Annotated in this window: 16 protein-coding genes; 2 read left to right on the plus strand and 14 right to left on the minus strand. The window is 64.4% G+C overall.

Annotated elements, in window-relative coordinates:
- Positions 1-25: 25 nt before the first annotated feature.
- Together LB564_RS13285 and LB564_RS13290 are read right to left on the minus strand one after the other, a co-directional pair.
- Positions 26-1,378 carry a sigma-54-dependent transcriptional regulator gene (locus tag LB564_RS13285; protein WP_224538292.1) on the minus strand — a complete coding sequence of 451 codons (1,353 nt, stop codon included), beginning with the start codon at positions 1,376-1,378 and terminating at the stop codon, positions 26-28.
- Complete coding sequence (locus tag LB564_RS13290) at positions 1,375-3,195, minus strand: ATP-binding protein (protein ID WP_263491251.1); 1,821 nt, start codon at positions 3,193-3,195, stop codon at positions 1,375-1,377. The genes LB564_RS13285 and LB564_RS13290 overlap by 4 nt, the downstream gene beginning before the upstream one ends.
- A 308-nt stretch (positions 3,196-3,503) precedes the next feature.
- On the opposite strand from LB564_RS13290, the gene LB564_RS13295 reads away from it, so the two are divergent.
- Positions 3,504-4,832, plus strand: a complete 1,329-nt coding sequence (locus LB564_RS13295) for a dicarboxylate/amino acid:cation symporter (protein WP_224538297.1) — start codon at positions 3,504-3,506, stop codon at positions 4,830-4,832.
- A 134-nt stretch (positions 4,833-4,966) separates the two neighbouring features.
- Here LB564_RS13295 and LB564_RS13300 read toward each other — a convergent pair whose 3' ends face one another.
- The 12 genes from LB564_RS13300 to LB564_RS13355 all read right to left on the minus strand — a co-directional run bounded on the left by LB564_RS13300 (position 4,967) and on the right by LB564_RS13355 (position 16,544).
- The gene (locus tag LB564_RS13300; RefSeq protein WP_224538299.1) at positions 4,967-5,986 is read right to left on the minus strand and encodes an ROK family protein; all 1,020 of its coding nucleotides are present in this window, start codon (positions 5,984-5,986) and stop codon (positions 4,967-4,969) included.
- Entirely contained in the window at positions 5,983-6,705 is a 723-nt protein-coding gene (locus LB564_RS13305; RefSeq protein WP_224538302.1) for a ribulose-phosphate 3-epimerase, read from the minus strand. The genes LB564_RS13300 and LB564_RS13305 overlap by 4 nt, the downstream gene beginning before the upstream one ends.
- Complete coding sequence (locus tag LB564_RS13310; RefSeq protein ID WP_224538304.1) at positions 6,702-7,535, minus strand: alpha/beta fold hydrolase; 834 nt, start codon at positions 7,533-7,535, stop codon at positions 6,702-6,704. Before LB564_RS13310 ends, LB564_RS13305 begins: the two co-directional genes overlap by 4 nt.
- Positions 7,535-8,353 carry a sugar phosphate isomerase/epimerase family protein gene (locus tag LB564_RS13315; RefSeq protein WP_224538306.1) on the minus strand — a complete coding sequence of 273 codons (819 nt, stop codon included), beginning with the start codon at positions 8,351-8,353 and terminating at the stop codon, positions 7,535-7,537. Before LB564_RS13315 ends, LB564_RS13310 begins: the two co-directional genes overlap by 1 nt.
- The gene (locus LB564_RS13320) at positions 8,353-9,429 is read right to left on the minus strand and encodes a Gfo/Idh/MocA family protein (RefSeq protein WP_224538309.1); all 1,077 of its coding nucleotides are present in this window, start codon (positions 9,427-9,429) and stop codon (positions 8,353-8,355) included. Before LB564_RS13320 ends, LB564_RS13315 begins: the two co-directional genes overlap by 1 nt.
- Positions 9,430-9,433: 4 nt before the next feature.
- On the minus strand, positions 9,434-10,255 hold the full coding sequence (locus LB564_RS13325; protein ID WP_224538311.1) for a sugar phosphate isomerase/epimerase family protein: 822 nt from the start codon (positions 10,253-10,255) through the stop codon (positions 9,434-9,436).
- Positions 10,256-10,317: 62 nt separating this feature from the next.
- Positions 10,318-11,160: a carbohydrate ABC transporter permease gene (locus tag LB564_RS13330; RefSeq protein ID WP_224538314.1), complete on the minus strand. Its 843-nt coding sequence runs from the start codon at positions 11,158-11,160 to the stop codon at positions 10,318-10,320.
- Positions 11,161-11,165: 5 nt separating this feature from the next.
- Positions 11,166-12,062 (minus strand): carbohydrate ABC transporter permease, encoded by an 897-nt coding sequence (locus tag LB564_RS13335; protein ID WP_224538315.1) that lies wholly within the window; start codon positions 12,060-12,062, stop codon positions 11,166-11,168.
- A 137-nt stretch (positions 12,063-12,199) separates the two neighbouring features.
- Positions 12,200-13,447: an ABC transporter substrate-binding protein gene (locus LB564_RS13340; RefSeq protein WP_224538317.1), complete on the minus strand. Its 1,248-nt coding sequence runs from the start codon at positions 13,445-13,447 to the stop codon at positions 12,200-12,202.
- A gap of 109 nt (positions 13,448-13,556) precedes the next feature.
- Positions 13,557-14,702 (minus strand): ABC transporter ATP-binding protein, encoded by a 1,146-nt coding sequence (locus LB564_RS13345; RefSeq protein ID WP_224538319.1) that lies wholly within the window; start codon positions 14,700-14,702, stop codon positions 13,557-13,559.
- 54 nt (positions 14,703-14,756) lie between these two features.
- Entirely contained in the window at positions 14,757-15,740 is a 984-nt protein-coding gene (locus LB564_RS13350; RefSeq protein WP_224538321.1) for a PfkB family carbohydrate kinase, read from the minus strand.
- Positions 15,741-15,743: 3 nt separating this feature from the next.
- Positions 15,744-16,544, minus strand: a complete 801-nt coding sequence (locus tag LB564_RS13355) for a class I fructose-bisphosphate aldolase (protein WP_140705494.1) — start codon at positions 16,542-16,544, stop codon at positions 15,744-15,746.
- 161 nt (positions 16,545-16,705) lie between these two features.
- Here LB564_RS13355 and LB564_RS13360 point away from each other — a divergent pair, with 161 nt between their 5' ends.
- Complete coding sequence (locus tag LB564_RS13360; protein ID WP_224538704.1) at positions 16,706-17,467, plus strand: DeoR/GlpR family DNA-binding transcription regulator; 762 nt, start codon at positions 16,706-16,708, stop codon at positions 17,465-17,467.
- Positions 17,468-17,628 lie beyond the last annotated feature (161 nt).

Below are 17,628 nucleotides of genomic sequence, written 5' to 3' on the forward strand. Positions count from 1 at the left end.
TTTCCGGATTGCGCGGTTGCAAGCGTCAGGAGGGACGAAAATCCGATGCGGCAATGCCGTAGCGCTTGAGCTTGTCGTAGAACGTCTTGCGTGGCACGCCGAGTGCTTCGATGGCGCCGCGCACATCGCCGCCGTGATCGCGCAGTGCGTCGCGGATAAGCCGCGCCTCATACTGCCCTACCCTTTCGGGCAGCGCGACGTCAGGCTCCGGCCGCGCGGGGCCCACGCCGGCCTCGTCATCGGGACCGAGGCCGAGTGCGACGCGATCGGCGAAATGCGCGAGTTCGCGCACATTGCCCGGCCAGTCATGCGACTGGAGATGGTCGCTGACAGCGGCATTCGCCCTGGCGACGGGCCGGCCGAAGCGCTCCGCCGCCTTGCCGAGGAAATGGCCGAACAGCATCGGGATATCGCCGCGCCGCTCGCGCAATGGCGGAATGCGCAGCGTCACCACGTTGAGGCGGAAATAGAGATCCTCGCGGAAATTGCCGCGCTGGTCGGGCCGGCCGAGATCGATCTTGGTTGCCGCGACGACCCTGAGGTCGAGCCGCCTCGTCTCGTTCGAGCCCAGCGGCGTGAGGCTGCGTGTTTCCAGCACCCGCAAGAGCTTGACCTGCAGGGCCGGGGGCATGGATTCGATCTCGTCGAGGAAGAGTGTGCCGCCACTGGAATGCTCGACGCTGCCGATACGCCGCCGCTGCGCGCCGGTGAAGGCGCCCGCCTCATGGCCGAACAACTCGCTCTCGATCACGGTTTCCGGCAGGGCGCCGCAATTCAGCGCCACGAAAGGCTTTGCACGGCGCCGGCCCCATCTGTGCAGGAGGTCGGCCACCACTTCCTTGCCGGTTCCGGTCTCGCCTTCGACCAGCACGTCGACATCCATGTCGGCGATCTGGCGCAAGGTCTCGCGCAGGCGGCGGATGGAGGGCGCCTCGCCGATCAGCGGCATGCTGTCGGCGGCAAGTGCCGCGGCTTCGCGCAGCCGCCGGTTTTCCATCACCAGCCGCCGCTTCTCCGACGCCCGTTTCAGCGCCTCGACCAGGCGCTCCCCCGCATAGGGTTTGGGGATGAAATCGTAGACGCCATCCTTGAGCGCAGCGACCGCAAGATCGACATCGCCATGCCCGGTAACCAGGATCACCGGCAAGTCGGGATCAACAGCCTTGACCCGGTCGAACAGCTGCAGCCCGTTCATGCCGGGCATTCTGATGTCGCTGACCACCACGCCCTCGAAACTCTCGTCGACAACGCCCAGCGCCGCTTCGGCGGCCTTCAGCGCAATCACCGTGAAGCCGGCAAGTTCGAGCAGTTGCGTCGTGGCATGCAGCAGGTCGACATCGTCATCGACGAGCGCCACCAGCCCTGTAGCTTCCGTCATTCGATCCGCCGCAAGTCGATGGTGAAGGATGCGCCGCCGGTATATCCGGGGTCGAGCCGCAGCGTGCCGCCCAATTCCTGGGCGATCTCCTGCGAGATCACGAGGCCGAGGCCAAGCCCCTTCTCCTTGGTGGTCTGGAACGGCATGAACAGATTGCCGGCTGCTTCCGGCCCAAGGCCGGGACCATTGTCGCGCACCGAGATCAGAACGCGGTCGCCGCGTTCGGCGAGGTCGATCTCGATGCGGGGATCGGACCGGTCCTTCATGGCGTCCAGCGCGTTCTGTAGAAGATTGACCAGGATCTGCTCCAGCCGGATGCGACTTGCCATCACCAGCGGCGACGCGGTGCCGCGCGGCTTGACGATGGTGACGCCGGAATCGCGGATGCGCCCGGACAGGAGCGACAGCGCGCCCTCGATCGCCTCGCGCACCGGCAAGGGCGACGCGGCGGTGCCCGGCCGGCGGGCAAAGGTGCGCAGCGTGCCGGTAATGGCGCCGATGCGCTCGGTCATCGACACGATCGACGTCAAATTGCCACTCGCCGGTTCGGTCTTGCCGGCGTCGAGAAAACGGCCGGCATTCTCGGCATAGGTGCGGATGGCGGCGACCGGCTGGTTGATCTCATGCGCCACGCCGGCGGCGATCTGGCCGAGGATCGAGAGCCGGTTGGCCTGGGCGAGATCGTCGCGCAGCCGGCGGACCTTGGCCTCGGCGTTTTCGCGCTCGGCGATTTCGCCGGCGAGCGCGCTGTTGGAACGGGTCAGTTCGGCGGTCCTTGTGCTGACCCGGCTTTCCAGCTCGGTGTTCATGCGCGCCAGCGCCTCCTGCCGCAGCCGGCGCGCGCGGCGGCGCCGGGTGAGCACATAAGCGAGCAGGCCCATCAACAGCAGTCCGAGCAGCGTGGTCAGGCGCGCCGTGTTGGCGGCGGCGGCCAAGGCGGCATCGGCGGGCGTCAGCAGCCACAGGCGCCAACCGGGGACGGCACCAGGCAAATCCTGCACCACCTCGACGAAGCGACGCGATTTTCCGGCCTCCTCGATTGTCGCTAGGCCGTCACCGGCGCCACGCCGTATCGGCAGCGGTTCGAAGGCGGCGGCGTCCAGTTGAAGCTGGGCACGCGCGGCGGCGGCGTGCGCGGCGGAGAGCGGCGCCAGCGCATGGAACCGCCAGTCGGGCTGGCTGGTGGCCAGGACGACGCCGCGCTCGTCGGTGACGAAAACGCGAAAGCCGCTTGCGCGCCAATTGGCTTCGACACCGCCGAGTTCGACCTTCAGCACCGCGACGCCAAGCGGTTCTCCACCATCGTCGACACGGCTGGCAAGGTAGAGTCCCGGCTTGCCGCTGATCGTGCCGAGGCCGTACTGGCTGGCGGCGCCCTTCGCCATCGCACCGGTGAAATAGTGGCGAAAATTATAGTCGATGCCGACAAAACTGTCCGGCTGTCCGGCATTGCTGGCCGATATCGCGATGCCAGCCGTATCGATGACATAGATGGCGGAGGCCGACGCATCGCTGGCTATGGCCTTGAGCTTGGCGTCAAGAGCTGTTTCCTGGACCTTTCCGGCGCGGCGCAGCGCATCGCGCACCGCATCGTCGCGCGCCAGCACCAGTGGGACTAGGCGCTGCTTTTCGATCTCGCCGGTCAACGTCCCCGCCGCCAGCGGCAAGGCGGCCAAGGCCCCGTCGCGCAGGTCGCCCGCCGCCTGCCCCTCGGCGATGCGCCCGGCGACGGCAACCGCGCCGGCCAGCAGCGCCAGCGCGAGCGCAAGAGGCAGCCAACGGCCGTCGCGCAGGCGCGTTACCGCTTCGCGCAGCAGGTCGCGGCCGGGAAAGCCCGAAGCTTCGCTATCGATGCGCTGTCGGGGCGTCGGCCTCTCCCTTCCCTGCACGGCTTTGGTCTCCAGTCTAATGCGAAATTCCGCCAGGGCAAACAAGGCTTGTGCGGAAATCCGCACAACTCACTATCGAGAGCAGGGCCGGAACGGCTGAAACCCAGGGATTTCAGCCGTCCACCGTCTGGCACGGCGTTTGCAACCGTATTTGCAGCGGCGGGCAACCGGAGCGCCGCGATGGGAGAAGTCACGCAGAACGGCCATGTCCGTTCCATCCGGCCAGGGAGAGTTCGATGCTTATCGCAGACCAATCCGCCGCGCCCACCGCGCAGCGCAAGCCCCTCTATGCCCAGCTCTACGTGCAGGTGCTGGTGGCGATCACCGCCGGCATCCTGCTCGGCCACTATTATCCGTCTATCGGCGAGAGCATGAAGCCGCTCGGCGACGCCTTCATCAAGCTGGTCAAGATGATCATCGCTCCGGTCATCTTCCTGACCGTCGCAACCGGCATCGCCGGCATGAGCGACCTGCAGAAGGTCGGGCGTGTCGCCGGCAAGGCGATGCTCTATTTCCTCACCTTCTCGACGCTGGCTCTTATCATCGGCCTGATCGTGGCCAATGTCGTGCAGCCGGGCGCCGGCTTCAACATCGACCCGGCGACGCTCGATGCCTCGACCGTCAACAGCTATGCCGCCAAGGCGCATGACCAGTCGGTCACCGGCTTCCTGATGAACATCATCCCCGGCACTATCGTCGGCGCCTTCGCCGATGGCGACATTCTGCAGGTGCTGTTCTTCTCGGTGCTGTTCGGCATCGCTCTGGCGCTGGTCGGCGACAAGGGCGCACCGGTGCTCAACTTCCTGCAGGCGCTGATGGCGCCGATGTTCAAGTTGGTCAGCGTGCTGATGAAGGCAGCTCCGATCGGCGCGTTCGGCGCCATGGCCTTCACCATCGGCAAATACGGTATTGGCTCGGTCATCAACCTCGCCATGCTGGTCGGCACTTTCTACGCGACCTCGCTGCTGTTCGTCTTCGTCGTGCTGGGTGCGGTCTGCCGGTACAACGGCTTCTCCATCCTGTCGCTGCTGCGCTACATCAAGGAAGAGCTGCTGCTGGTGCTGGGCACCTCGTCATCGGAAGCCGCCCTGCCCTCGCTGATGGAGAAGATGGAAAAGGCCGGCGCCAAGCGCTCGGTGGTCGGTCTGGTCATCCCGACCGGCTATTCCTTCAACCTCGACGGCACCAACATCTACATGACGCTGGCCGCGCTGTTCATCGCCCAGGCGACGAATATCCACCTCTCCTTCGGCGACCAGATCCTGCTGCTGCTGGTCGCGATGCTGTCCTCGAAGGGTGCCGCCGGCATCACCGGGGCGGGCTTCATCACGCTCGCCGCCACGCTTTCGGTGGTTCCCTCGGTGCCCGTCGCCGGCATGGCGCTGATCCTGGGCGTCGACCGCTTCATGTCGGAATGCCGGGCGCTGACCAACTTCGTCGGCAATGCGGTGGCCACGCTGGTGGTGGCACGTTGGGAAGGCGAACTCGACGAGGCAAAGCTCGCCAGGGCCCTGGCGGGTACGGCCGACGACAGCATGCCGGCGGACATCGTTCCCGCCGAGTGAGCCGCGCAACCGCACGAGAACAGGAAAATGGCCGGGGACATTGCTGTCTCCGGCCATTTTTCATGCGCTGACGATGTCAGGCGGCGCGCGATGGCGGCGGAACGGATCGGCCTGCATCGCTGTGCGGTTTGAGCTCAGCCATTGAAGTCCCTCCTCGTGTCGGGAAATGTGCTGGGGCCGACAGGCATGCGAGCCGCCAGGCTGCCATCGTCGAACAGGACGAGGCTTGCGGCGCCGACAAGGCCGGCATGGCGGCCGAGCTGCGCCTGGACGACCGGAACGTCGCGATAGGCGCGCATGGCGCGCAGGCGGATGGTCGCCTCGATGACGGGCGCCATCAGGTCGAGGCCATTGGCGATGCCGCCGCCGACGACCAGAACGTCGGGCGAATAGAGATGCAGGAGGTTGGTGAAACCCACACCCAGCCAGCGTGCCTCCTCTTCGAGCAGCGCCACAGCGAGATCGTCCTGCAGCCGTGCCGCCTCGACGACGTGGCGGCCAGTGACCTCGGCGTTGGCCGAGAGGCGGCGCAACGTCGAGCCGTCCAGGGGCGATGTCGCGGCATTGGCACGGCGGCCAAGCGCGGTTCCCGAGGCGATGGCCTCGAAGCAGCCGACGACGCCGCACACGCAGCGCTCGCCCTCGTTGGTGATGGTCATATGGCCGATCTCGGCGGCAAGGCCACGGCGGCCGTGCAGGATGCGGCCGTCGGCGACGACACCGCCGCCAATGCCGGTCGAGACCGTGACGAAGACCAGCGAGCGCGCGCCGTGACCGGCACCGAAGCGCCATTCGCCGAGCGCTGCCGCATTGGCGTCGTTCTCCAGCCGTACTGGCAGGCCAAGCCGCCGCTCGAGTATGTCGGCCAGCGGCACGTCCTGCCAGCCGGCGAGCGTCGGCGGTCCGACCGCGATGCCGGCCAGCGGATCGAGCGGACCCGGCGCGCCGACGCCAACGCCGAGGATCGACAGTGCCGGCGCCTCGGCATGGACGGTCGCGGCCAGCGCCTCGATCTGGCCGATCACCACGTCGGGACCGGCCTGCGCCTGCGTCGGCACCGCCGCGAAGGCCAGGATCTTGCCGTCACGGTCGACCAGGGCGGCACGAAGCTCGGTGCCGCCAAGATCGATCGCGAGGGCGGCTTCGATTCTCATGCCGCGACCTTCAAACCATGCAGCCAGGCGATCCGGCCGGCCAGGTCCTTGTCGCCGAAGGCGAGCGAACCCAGTACCACCGTCTCGGCTCCGGCGGCGCGCAGCAGCGGCACGGTTTCGTGGCGGATGCCGCCATCGGCGGCGAGCACCACAGCCGCCTCGCGGCCGGCCTTTCGCAGGATGGCGCGGGCCTCGCCCAGCCTGTCGCAGGCTTTTTCGGACAGGCCCTGGCCCTTGACGCCGATCGCGGTGCCCAGAAGCGTGACGAAGGCGACTTCGGAGACGAAAGGCGCCACCGTTTCGACCGGCGTCTCCAGCCTCAGCACGACCCCGGCTTCGGCGCCGAGTTCGCGTGCCAGCCGCACGGCGCGCAGGCCCGCCTCGCCATTCTCGGCATGGACGCTGATCATGTCGGCGCCGGCTTCGATGAACTGGCGCGTCTGTTCCTCGACGATTGAACCGTCGACCATCAGATGGACATGGATGGGCCTGGCCGTCAGCTTGGCAATACGGGCGACGAGATCGGGGAAGAACAGGAAGGATGGTGCGAAATGGCCGTCCGCGACATCGATATGATGCAGATCGACATAGGGTTCGATGCGCTGCAAATCGCTCTCGAAATTGGCGAGATTGGCCGACCACGATGAGAATTCGGCGATCAGACGATCGCGCGGCAATGCGGCGATGGCGGCCGGGCCTGACAAAGTTTTCGAGATCATGACTGGTCCTGGTTGTTGAAATTTCTATCGAGGAAGCCGCCGATGGCGGCGTGGATTTCGGCGAAGTGGCTGTTCTTGTCGGTGGCCTTCGGCGTCACCTCCACGAAAGCCGCGCCCGGGATGACCTCAGCCAATTCGCGGGCGGTCGCCAGGGGATGAACGAGATCGATGCCGCTGCCAATGACGAGCGTGGGGATTGCGAGGCCGGCGGCCTCGGCCCGTGTCACGCCAGGCCCGTCATTGGCGATCGCCTGCATCACCTCGGCAAAGACATCTGGGTTTTCACGCGCGAAGAAGCCGAGCAGGGAGGCGAGATTGTCAGGCGCCTCGTCGCGAAAGCGGGCAGCCGTCGCGGAGGACGTGAAGGCCGCGCGCGCTTCGTCCAGCGGCAGCCGGCTGATGAGTTCCCCCGCCTCGACGTAAGGCTGCATGTTTTGCGGCGCCGCGTCGAAGGTCCAGGCCGGGCGCACCACCACAAGACCAGCGACGCGATCCGGGTGGCGGGCCGCCAGGTGCAACGCAATGGCGGCGCCCATCGAGATACCGCCGGCCACGAAGCGCTCCATTCCGGCTGCATCGGCGGCGGCCAGCACGTCGTCAGCGAACATCGCGATCGAGAACGGACGGCCGCTACCGGTGCCGGACCCGCCCTGCGCGCGGCATTCTACGGTCAGCCGGCGGCGCGACGGACTGTCGGGAAAGTTCAGCGCCACCTGGGCGGCATCGCCGCCGAGCCCATGCTGGAAAACGACGGGAAGCCTGCCCTGCCCGGTGTCGAAGACACGAAGCGCTGCATCGTCGCGAAGCATGGTGGTCGGCGCCGTGCCCATCAGACGAGCCCGCGCAGAAAAGTGGCGACGGCGGGTGCTTCGTCGGCGGACAACCCATGCGTGACGAGCGCGCCGACGAAACCCGTCCGCTTCAGTCGCGCGACGAAATCCGCGAAGTCGACGACGCCTTGCCCGGCGGTCGCAAAGCGGCCGTCGGCAAAGCGGTCCTTGGCATGCGCCATGGCGATGCGACCGGCGGCCTCTTCGATCGCCGCGGCGACGATGGTGCGCGCCTCGTCCGGCGTGGCCTGTTCGAACAGGTTCGCCGGATCGAGCACGATCTTCAGGTGCCTCGAACCCATCTCGGCGATCAGGCGGATGGCGTCGCCAGCCGAGGTGACGATGTTGGCCTGCTCGGGCTCGATGCCGAGATCGACGCCGGCATTCTCGGCCAGCGCCAACGCCTTTTCCATCTCGGCTGCCATGTCGGACCAGGCGGCCGGTGTGGCGTTGTCAGGGTGATAGGCCCACTGGTCGGCGGCATTGCGCGAACCGGTGCAGAGCGTCACCAAGGGAATATCCAGGGTAGCCGCCGTCTCGATGACGACGGCGAGACGGCGGAGGCCGTCGTCGCGCACGGACTTGTCGGGATGCGCCATGTTGTAAGTGCCCGATAGCGCGGCGAGCGAAACGCCTGACGATCGCGTGGCCGTCCCGATCGCGGCGACGGCATCCGCCGGCACGGCATCCGGCATCGAGGGCAGGCCGGCGCAGGCGAGATTGAACTGTGTCGTCTCATATCCGGCCTGCTTCACGGCAGCCAACACGACGGCCGGATCGGTGCCCGAAAAAGTCTTGGCGAAAATGCCGAGGCGCATCAGACCGCACCCGAAACCGAGGCGAGCTCGACCCGCTCGCCGGTCTCGACGGAACGCGCAATCGCCACCATGGCGCGGATCGAGGCGATGCCGTCCTCGACATTGGCGCCGCGCATCGGCGCGCCGGTGAGCACGGTGTCGGCAAGGCCCTCGAGCTGGCGGCGGAAGAAATGACCGTCGGCGCCGAGCGGCTTTCGCGAGGTCGCGTCCTTCTCATGGAAGATGTCGACCTCGCTCGACCGGAAGTACCAGGGGTTGAAGGTCTTGGCGATGACCGAACCGTTCTCGCCGTAGAGCTGAAAACCCTCGTGCCAGTCCATGCGCACGGCGACGGTCAGGTCGAGATGGCCAAGCGCGCCGCTGGCGAATTCGGTCTCGACGAACCAGCAATAAGCGCCGAAGCGCTCGTTGAGGCGCGCGCGGACAGCAAGGATTTCCCCGCACAGAAAACGCGCCGTGTCGACCAGATGCGAGCCGTGCGCCAGCATGAAATATTGCCTGAGATCGGCCTTGGGGTTGCCGCCCGGCTTCCTCGCTAGCTTGCTGGTGACGGGCAGCGGCTGCACGGCGTCGGTGTTGGTGTAGCGGTGGGTGGAATCGCAATACCAGGCCTTCAGTGCCAGCACCTCCCCCATCTCGTCGCGGACGAAGTCGCGCGCCGCTTCCAGCGCCGGATCGAAGCGCTTCATGTGCCCGACCTGCAGCACCTTGCCGGAGCGCCTGACCGCTGCCGCCAGCGCTTCGCCTTCCTCGATCGAGGTGCCGATCGGCTTTTCGCAGAGAACATGCTTGCCGGCATCGAGCGCCTTGATCGACATCGGCACGTGGTAGATATCCGAGGTGGCGACGATCACCGCTTCCAGCTCCGGATCGGCGAGCATGGCGTCATAGTCGGCATACATCTTCCGCGGTTCGTAGGTGGCGCCCATGCGCGCGAGCAGGTCGGGGGCCGCGTCGCAGATGGCGTAGAGGTCGGCATTGCCGGCCTTGACGCAGGATTCCAGATGCGCGAACTGCGCGATCGGCCCGCAGCCAAGCACGCCGACCCTGAGCCGTCTGTCCTGTTTCCTGATCATCGTCTCAAGCCCCGTAGCCGCGCATCGTCTGACGGTTAACCTTGACCGCGCCGGCCGGATCGGCGGCGGCCGTGTCGGATTCTTCTTCCAGCACCAGCCAGCCGTTGAAGTTCGGCGCGGTACCGGCGATCTCGATCACCTGCGCGGTATCACAGACGCCTTGGCCAAGCATGGCCCACTTGCCCTTGGCATCGACGTCCTTCAGATGGATGTAGCGGATGCGGTCGCGGTAGGTGGTGAGCGTGTCGGCCATGTCCTTGTGGCCGCGCAGGATATGGCCGGTGTCGGGAACCCAGCCGACCAGATCGGGATCGAGCAAGGCAAAGATCGCGTCGTAATCGGCACGGTCGAAGAGCAGCGTGTTGTGGTGCGAACTCGGATGCACCGCCACTTGCACGCCCGCCTTGCGGCCGAGCTCGCCGGCCTTGTTGTAGACCTCCGCGGCGATGGCGAATTTGCCGTCACGCGGTCCTTCGGAGACGACGGTGGCCGAGCCCATCGACACCAGCGCGCCGGGAAAGTTCGCCACGAAATCGATCCAGCGCCTGGCGGTTTCGAGGTCGGCTCCGATGCCGTCCTTGAGCGTGAAACCGCTCGCGGAGCCGAAAGCGAAGGAAACCAGTGTCAGCCCTGACGACTTCAGCGCGGCAGCGAACTCGCTGGGTTTGTCGGCGTAGCGGCCGATCATGGTGTCGGTGATCTCGATGCCGGCATACCCGCCATCCGCGGTCGCCTTCAACAGATCGTCGGGGCCGCCGGTGAACCGGTCTCCTAGCATTTCCCAGGTGAAGGTCTGGCAGCCGACTTTGAGGTCTTTCACGTTCATCCTTTCAATCCTTGATACCGCTTATTCCTTGATGCCGCTCAGCGTCGCCCTGGAGTGGACATCTATTTGACCGAGCCCGCGGTCATGCCGGCGAGGAAGTATCTCTGGGCAACGAGGTAGATGATCAAGAGCGGCAGCGAGCCGAGCACGCTCATCGCCATCATCTGGTTCCACTCGAAGGCGTGCTGCCCCATGAGCAGCTGGATGCCGATCGGAACGGTGCGCATGGACGTCGACTTGGTCAGCGTCAGCGCAAAGAGAAATTCGTTCCAGCACAACAGGAAGGTGTAGACCGACGTCGCCACGATGCCCGGCAGTGAAATCGGGACGATCACCCGCCAGAGCGCTGTCCAACTGCTACCGCCGTCGACAGCCACCGCTTCGTCGAGATCGCGGGGCAAGGTGTTCAGATATCCCGTCATCAAAAGGATCGCGTAGGGCAGCGTAAACACCAGGTAGGTCAGGATCAGCGCGACATAGGTGTCGAAGATGCCGTACGAGACGACAAGCCCGAAGAAGGGGATCAAAAGTGTGATCGGCGGGATCGTCTGCGTGCTGATGATGAGTGTATTCAGGCTGCCTTTGCCGCGGAAGTTGAAGCGGCTGAACCCATAGGCCGCCAGCAAGGCGATCAGCACCGTCAGCACGGTCACCGCTCCCGCCACGAAGTAGCTGTTGAAGAAGAAGCGCAGCTTTACCGGGTCGCCAAGGATGGCGGCATACGCTTCCAGGGTGAAGGCCTTCGGCAGGATGGTTGGTGGCAAGGCAAAGATTTCGGTGTTCGATTTGAACGAGCTGCTCAGCATCCAGTAGATCGGGAAGGCCGCGAAAAACAGCCCCGCGGCAAGCGCGACATGCAGCGCGACGGTGATCAGCCTGTCTTTCGGCGTGTGCCTTTTCCTCATGGTGACTACCGAGCCTTCTGATAGCGGATGTAGAACAGCGTCAGACAGAGAGAGATCAGCAGGATGACCACGGCGCTCGCCGACGCCTGTGACAGGTTGTAGCTCGAAAACGCCAGCTTGTAGGTGTAGGTGCTCAGCACCTCGGTCGCGTAGATCGGACCGCCGCCCGTCGTGATCCAGATCAACGGGAAGACCTGCATGGTCCAGATGAAGTCGAGCAGCGAGATGCTGATGATGATCGGCATCAGCTGCGGAATGGTGATGAAGATCAGCTTCTGGTAGGCCTTCGCCCCGTCGATATCGGCGGCCTCGTAGAAATCCTTGGGAATGCCCTGCAAGCCTGCGAGTAGGCTGACCATGAAGAGCGGGTAGCCCGCCCAGATATTCGCGAAGGTCACGGCGTGCAGCGCGGTCTGCGGCGAGGAAAACCACTCGACCTTGGAACCGATGATGCCCAATTGCAGGAGAATGCTGTTCACGACACCGTTCGGCTCGAGCAGGAGGCGCCAGATCACCGCGATGATCACCGCGGTGAACAGCCAGGGCAGTATGTAGAGCACGCGCAGGATATTGCGCAGCGTTGGATTGATGCGGTCGCTGTTCAGCATGAGCGCGAAGATCATGCCGATGGTCATGTGGAAAACGACGCTCATGCATGTGAAGTAGAGCGTGTGCCACAGCGAAGCCCAGAACACGGGATCGTCGAAGATCGCCTGGTAGTGTTTCAGTCCGGCAAAGGACGGGTCGCGACGCAGCACCGCGCTGTTCTGGAACGAGTAGCCAATCACCGTCACCATCGGCAGCAGCATCAGCAGGCCGATTATTACCAGCGAAGGCGACAGATAGAGATAGGGCGCGACCGCCCGTTTCAGTCTGTGGTGGGTGCGCTTCTGTCGGGTCATGTGCCAGCCTTGGGATACGCCTTCAAGAGAAGGTGAGCTTCGTAAACGGATCCATCTCAATTGCCGATCCTTTGTTGCCGGGCGGCCTGCCCGAAGCCAGGCCACCCGGTTGAAGATAGCAGACGGGAACAGCCCGATCAGAATTTCGCCATCCAGCCCTTCTGAGCGGCGGCTGCGGCCTGTTCCGGAGACTGCTCGCCGGCGAGCATCTTCTGGGCTTGCACGTCGAACTGGGTCATCAGGTCTTCAGCCACCGGCAGGCCCGTGAACTCATTGGCGAGATAGCCGGTTTTGAAGATTTCGAAAGCCTTGCCGAAAGCCTTGTCCGAGGTCACGAAATCGGGCTTGGCGTTGACGTTGCCCGGGAAGGCATTGGCAAGCGACACGAGCTTGCCGTTCACCTTTTCGCTCATCAGATACTGGACGAGTTTCCAGGCCTCTTCCTGATGTTTCGAGGCCGCCGAGATGCCGATGCCCCAGGAGGCATAGGGAAGGCCGCGCTTGCCCGTATAGCCCTCCACGACCGGAACGGGGATGAGGTCGAAGTTCAGCTTGGGATTGCGCTTGCGGATGAGGTTCACATGCGCGAGCGAGTCGATCATCATCCCGGCGCGGTCGTTGACGAATTCCTCGACCTTTTCCTGTTCGGTCTTGGTGGCGATGCCGGGCGAGATGGTGCCGGCGTCGTTGAGCGATTTGACGAAGGTGAGCATATCCACCACCGGCTTGCCCTCGAGGGCGGGCTTGCCGTCCGCCATCATCGACTGACCCGAAGCCCAGACCCACGACATCATGTCGTTCTGGACGCCGGACGGCGTCTGCAGCGACAGCGGCAGCACCCAGCCATACTGGTTCTTGTCGGCATGCGTCATCTTCTTGGCTGCTTCGAGGAATTCCGCACGGGTCGAGGGCAGCTTGGTCACGCCTGCCTGGGCGGCGAGGTCCAGATTGACGAAAACCGGATAGACGAACGAGGCGACCGGAAACATCACCGCCTTGCCGTCGACCTTGATGATGTCGGCGACCTGGCTCTTGTCGAACTTGCTCGCATCCATCATCGGGTTCATGTCGGCGAGTGCGTTCTGCGCATTCAGATTGTTCACCCAAGCGCCGTCGAGGCCGACGACGTCGCTGAGTGTTCCGGTCGCGGCGCCGACCGAGATCTGGTCGCGCGTCGTCGCATAGGGGCCGCTGACCAGCGTCACCTTGATGCCGGGGTTCGCGGCCTCGAACTCATCCATGATTGCCCTGAGCGAGCCAGCCGGCAATTCGGGCTCCCACCATTGGGTGAATTCCAGCGTCGTGTCCGCCATGGCGCCGGTTGCGCCAAGCAGCCATGCGGCCGCGGCTATTTTCAGCATCGCGGGTTTAATACGAAACGTCATGTTCTCCTCCTTCTTTGGGGATCGACCGCACAATGCGGACGATCGTCTGGTTATTCAGAAGTCTTCTTACGCAGGCGCCTCACCCTCGCCTGCGGGCCTTGCCTCGGTCTCAGATCGCCAGATGCGTCTCGGGATCGAAGAAATGGAGCTTGGCGTCATCCAGGGCCAAGCGGATTTCCGCGCCGGAGCTGACCGTGCTGGCCGGTTCGAATCTCGCCACCGCATTCGACGCCAGGCCGAAATCCCGCACCGCGTCCGGGTCGCCGGAGTCCACCCGGACCGCGTCGATGTTGAGATGGACAATGTGTTCGGATCCGAGTTCCTCGATCGAGGTCACCTTTGCCGGTATCGTCTGGTATTTGCGGCCGGATTCGAGGTTGCTGTCATAGAGATCCTCGGGTCGGATCCCGAACACGACCTTGCGCCCCGCATACGACCTCAAGTCCGGCCTGCGCACGAAGGCCGCATCCTGCAGCCGGATGGCGAAGGTGCTGGACATCAGTTCGTCACCCGTCAGGGTCGCTTCGAAAAGGTTCATCGAAGGAGACCCGATGAAGCCGGCAACGAAGGCGTTCACCGGCGATTCATAGAGCCTCTTGGGTGTGTCGACCTGCTGCAGAACGCCGCCTTTCAACACGGCGACCCTGTCTCCCATCGTCATCGCTTCGGTCTGGTCGTGGGTCACGTATATGGTCGTTACGCCGAGCTGCTTTTGCAGGCTGGTGATTTCGGCGCGCATCTGCACGCGCAGTTTCGCGTCCAGATTGGAAAGCGGTTCGTCCATGAGAAAGGCGGCCGGCTCACGCACCATGGCGCGGCCCATGGCAACCCGTTGACGCTGTCCGCCCGAAAGGTTCGCGGGCTTGCTGTCCAGCAGCGACGTCAGCTGAAGGGTTTTGGCGATCTCGTCGACGCGCTTCTTGCGCTCGGCCTTCGGCTTGCCGGCCAGCCGCATCGAAAAGGCGATGTTTTCGAACACCGTCATATGCGGGTACAGCGCGTAGCTCTGGAAGACCATCGCGATGTCGCGGTCCTTGGGCGGCATGTCGACGACGTCGATACCGCCGATACGGAGGCTGCCGCTGGTGACGTCCTCCAATCCCGCGATCATCCGCAACGCGGTGGATTTGCCGCAGCCGGACGGCCCGACGAGAATCAAAAACTCGCCGTCCTCGACCGACAGATTCAACTGGTCGATCGCGTGGAAATTGTTCCCGTATGTCTTGCAGATATTCTCAAGAACGACCTCTGCCATTTTCCTCCCTCCACAAGTCTAAGCCACTGATTTTATAGTTTCCTCGGCTTATGATCACCTGCGAGATATTTCCTCGGATAGTTCGGGCTCTGTCGCGGCATCGAGCCGCGCATGCTTCAGTTCGACCGGCGACGGCGCGTTCGTCGATGCCAGCAGTTCCGTGACCTGGTCGTCGGTCGGAAGCGCCTCTCGCCCGCCTCGTCCCGTTAGCGAATGGGCCGCCGCCGCGGCCGCGAATGCGACCCGGCCCGCGGTGTCGGCGCCGCGCGTCAGTGCAAGGGCGTAGGCGCCGTGAAAGCAGTCGCCTGCGCCGGTCGAGTCGACGACTTCAACCCGGTGCGGAGGCAGGTGCCAGAGCCCGGCCTCGCCGCGTCCACGATAGTAGACGCCCCTGCCGCCATCCGTCAGAACCACGGCGGAGCGCGACGGCAACCACAATGCATCGAGTATCTCGGCGGGCGATCGGCGGCCCGTGGCGATGCGCGCAAAGCCGAGCGGGAGAATGAGATGGTCGCAGAGCGCGATCAGCCTTTCGGTGGCTGGGCCGCTGCTCCATTCGACATCGCAGAGGATCGCAAGACCGAGATCGCGAGCCCGAGCCACGACATCCAGCGAACCGATCGCGTAACTGTCGACGATCAGGACGGTCGCGCGGCTGAGGACCTCGTCCGGAAAGTTCGGCGCGGTGCCCAGCATCGCTTCGTCGTCATACGCGATGAACCGCTCCCCATCCGAGCCGACGGTGATCCGCGAGCGCACCGGGCGTGCGTTGGAATGGCGCGGCGCGAACACGGTTTCAACGCCGCTCGCAACGAGATCGCACAGCACGGCGTCGTCGGCGGCACTACCCAGCCATCCGACGAAGCCGGCGCTTCCGCCGAGCCGCGCGACGGCGACAAGGGCCGTCGCGACATTTCCTCCGAAAGCCCGGGCACTTTGCAGAACCTTCCCCTTGCCCGCCGACAACGGCTGATCGACATAGACGATGTCGTCGATCGCAATAGCTCCGAAGCCGAGGATTGAAGGGACGGTGGGCATCGTTCAGGCACCCGCCCTTGCCAGGGCATCTTGCGCCGAAAGGCCGTCATGGATGACGCCTCGGAAGGCAATGGCCGCCTTCTGCGGATCGCCATGCCCCCAGAGATTGCGGCCCACCACGGCGCCGCGCGCGCCGGCACGGATGGCGTCCGCGGTCTGCTGAAGGGCGCCGAGCAGCGTGTCGGTCTTCGGACCACCCGCGATCACGACCGGCACCGGGCAGGTCCGAACGGTCTCTCGAAACGACTCGAAATCGCCGGTGTAACCGATCTTGATCACGTCGACGCCGGACTCGTAGCCGATGCGCGCCGCATAGGCGATCTCGTCGGGAGTGAAGACGATCTTTGTCCCGTCGGTGAAATCGCGAGGGTAGACGTGCGCGACGACAGGCATGCCGTAGCGGGCCGCCGCGTTCACCGAATCGGTCAGCCAGCGTATGTACTTGCCCTCGGTCGCGCCGCGTACCGGAATGGCCACGGCCAATGCATCTGCGCCAGCGCGCACCGCATCCTCGGGCGTTGCAATCAGTTCACTGATGCGGTCGTCCGGGGTGAAGCAGCCGGCCTGGATCACCAGGGAAGCCTTGCCCGCGTATTGCGGCCACAGATGGCGCGCGGTGCCAGGCTGGATGCTGACATAGTCGGGTTTGCCCACCATGACGCGGGCTAGCGCGCCCGGCAGGTCGGCAAGACCGCCTTTGCGCACGTCGCCATAGCCGACGAAGTGGTCGACCGCGCCGCCGAAAAGGTTGCCCGATGGATGTGAGAAGAGGCGCGCAAGGCGCACCTGGGTTCCGAGGCTCATGAGTCCAAAAATCTCCAATCGATTGACTTTAAAATCCAGACCCAGTGTTTTCGAAAGAAAGAACAAATGCAATCTTTCGAAATCTTTCGAATTCGCGTATTTTTGATAGAGTGAATCGAGGCCATAGCGATCGCCTGGCACATGGAGACAAGGACAGGGCAATGTTGTCGGAGCAGAGACGCCAATCGATCCTGGGTGAGGTGCAACGCAGCGGACAGGTTCGCATCAAGGACCTGTCGGACGATTTTGGCGTGTCGGAAGTCACCGTGCGCTCCGACCTCGAAATACTGGATCGAAAGGGACTGCTGACCAAGACCCGCGGAGGCGCGGTGACACGGACCACGGATTCGACCACGGCCGCGTTCGCCCGACGGATGCAAACCAACCTCGATGCAAAGAAACGCATCGCCCGGGCAGCGGTAGAACTGTTCGAGGACAACCAATCCGTCATCTTCGACGGCGGCTCGACATTGATGCAGCTTGCCATGCAGCTACCCCCGCTCAGCAATGTCGTGGTCGCCGCCACGGCGATGAATATCGTGCAGCATCTGATGCATCGGCCCGGGCTCGACGTTCACATGATCGGCGGCCGGGTCTATCCAGACACGGTGAGCACGCTGATCACCGACGCCGATACCGCTCTCGGCGGCTTGGTGGCGCATCAGGTTTTTGTCGGAGCGCATGCGATCGACTCGTCACTGGATGTCGTCGACGTCAACGAGGACATGGCGCGAACGAAGCGAAACCTCGTACGCATGGCCCGGCGCGTTGTCCTCCTTGCGGATTCGAGCAAATGGGGCGTCAGCGGGACCTCCAAGGCATTTTCGCTGTCGAGCGTCGATGTGGTGATCACCGATGATGGCCTGGCCGGCCCGATACGCAGCCAGCTCGATAGGACCGTGGCCAAGGTGATCTACGCCTGAACCCGTCGCGACCCCTGGCCGCAAGGCAGAGATCCACTGCGCGCTTGACCCACGACATTCGCGTCGGCGCCCGGCCGGTTTTTCATGCCTGTCATTTCCTCCTCCTAGGGCCGGCAACCTCCCGAAGTCGCGCCAGCATTTCCGCATGTTCTATAAAAATT

The sequence above is a fragment of the Mesorhizobium sp. ES1-6 genome, from assembly GCF_020164775.1.
In the GTDB taxonomy this organism is placed as follows: domain Bacteria; phylum Pseudomonadota; class Alphaproteobacteria; order Rhizobiales; family Rhizobiaceae; genus Mesorhizobium.

What these genes read in the sequence shown, in the direction of transcription:
- LB564_RS13335 (WP_224538315.1), bottom strand. Translation starts at nt 12,062, where the DNA reads ATGACCCGACAGAAGCGCACCCACCACAGACTGAAACGGGCGGTCGCG.
- LB564_RS13310 (WP_224538304.1), bottom strand. Translation starts at nt 7,535, where the DNA reads ATGGGCACGGCGCCGACCACCATGCTTCGCGACGATGCAGCGCTTCGT.
- LB564_RS13305 (WP_224538302.1), bottom strand. Translation starts at nt 6,705, where the DNA reads ATGATCTCGAAAACTTTGTCAGGCCCGGCCGCCATCGCCGCATTGCCG.
- LB564_RS13325 (WP_224538311.1), bottom strand. Translation starts at nt 10,255, where the DNA reads ATGAACGTGAAAGACCTCAAAGTCGGCTGCCAGACCTTCACCTGGGAA.
- LB564_RS13320 (WP_224538309.1), bottom strand. Translation starts at nt 9,429, where the DNA reads ATGATCAGGAAACAGGACAGACGGCTCAGGGTCGGCGTGCTTGGCTGC.
- LB564_RS13350 (WP_224538321.1), bottom strand. Translation starts at nt 15,740, where the DNA reads ATGCCCACCGTCCCTTCAATCCTCGGCTTCGGAGCTATTGCGATCGAC.
- LB564_RS13340 (WP_224538317.1), bottom strand. Translation starts at nt 13,447, where the DNA reads ATGACGTTTCGTATTAAACCCGCGATGCTGAAAATAGCCGCGGCCGCA.
- LB564_RS13360 (WP_224538704.1), top strand. Translation starts at nt 16,706, where the DNA reads ATGTTGTCGGAGCAGAGACGCCAATCGATCCTGGGTGAGGTGCAACGC.
- LB564_RS13315 (WP_224538306.1), bottom strand. Translation starts at nt 8,353, where the DNA reads ATGCGCCTCGGCATTTTCGCCAAGACTTTTTCGGGCACCGATCCGGCC.
- LB564_RS13330 (WP_224538314.1), bottom strand. Translation starts at nt 11,160, where the DNA reads ATGAGGAAAAGGCACACGCCGAAAGACAGGCTGATCACCGTCGCGCTG.
- LB564_RS13295 (WP_224538297.1), top strand. Translation starts at nt 3,504, where the DNA reads ATGCTTATCGCAGACCAATCCGCCGCGCCCACCGCGCAGCGCAAGCCC.
- LB564_RS13285 (WP_224538292.1), bottom strand. Translation starts at nt 1,378, where the DNA reads ATGACGGAAGCTACAGGGCTGGTGGCGCTCGTCGATGACGATGTCGAC.
- LB564_RS13300 (WP_224538299.1), bottom strand. Translation starts at nt 5,986, where the DNA reads ATGAGAATCGAAGCCGCCCTCGCGATCGATCTTGGCGGCACCGAGCTT.
- LB564_RS13355 (WP_140705494.1), bottom strand. Translation starts at nt 16,544, where the DNA reads ATGAGCCTCGGAACCCAGGTGCGCCTTGCGCGCCTCTTCTCACATCCA.
- LB564_RS13345 (WP_224538319.1), bottom strand. Translation starts at nt 14,702, where the DNA reads ATGGCAGAGGTCGTTCTTGAGAATATCTGCAAGACATACGGGAACAAT.